We start from the raw sequence: 670 nt of genomic DNA on the forward strand, positions 1-670 counted from the left end.
CCCATGACTGAGAAAAAAGTTAGACGCCAGTTCACTGCGCAGTTCAAGCAGGATGCTGTTCAACTCGTCATCGAGCACGAGCTACCTGTTGCTCAGGTAGCGCGCGACCTCGATGTCGGTGAAAGCTCCTTGACCCGCTGGGTCGCCAAGGCCCGGGCGCATGGCACGACTTCGTTGACCGGCACCCTGCAAACCTCCGAGCAGGAAGAGCTTCAACGGCTACGCCGGGAGAACCAGATCCTGCGACAGGAAAAGGAAATCCTAAAAAAGGCGGCAGTCTTCTTCGCGAGGGAATCGCACTGAAGTATTCCTTCATTGCGGCGCAGAAGATCTACTTTCCCGTCACCATGCTATGCCGAATGCTGGGCGTATCGACGAGTGGTTTTTATGCTCATTTAAGTCGTCGGCCGAGCCGGCGCACTCAACAATCCCGGCAGCTGGCTCAGCACGTCAAGGACGCCTTTGACCTTAATTTCAGGGTCTATGGCAGCCCCAGGATCTACCGTGAACTGCATGAAAATGGCCACGTTTGCGGCATAAACCAGATCGCTCGGCTCATGCAGCGCGAGGGGCTCTGGGCCTTGCAGCACAAGCGTTTCAGGGTATGCACCACTGACTCCCGGCATGCTCATCCGGTCGCGGCAAACATACTCGATCGTCAGTTCTGTCC

The 670-nt window shown here is 56.6% G+C and carries 2 protein-coding genes; both read left to right on the forward strand.

What is annotated here, in order from left to right:
• The coding region (locus tag QMG56_RS23265) for a transposase (RefSeq protein ID WP_281825281.1) at window positions 1-303 on the forward strand (303 nt) is incomplete at its 5' end.
• Between the two features lie 56 nt (window positions 304-359).
• A partial coding sequence (locus tag QMG56_RS23640) for an IS3 family transposase (protein WP_375713763.1) occupies window positions 360-670 on the forward strand: 311 nt, incomplete at its 3' end.

Origin of the sequence: Sphingobium sp. BS19 (genome assembly GCF_027925545.1) — a bacterium.
In the GTDB taxonomy this organism is placed as follows: Bacteria; Pseudomonadota; Alphaproteobacteria; order Sphingomonadales; family Sphingomonadaceae; genus Sphingobium.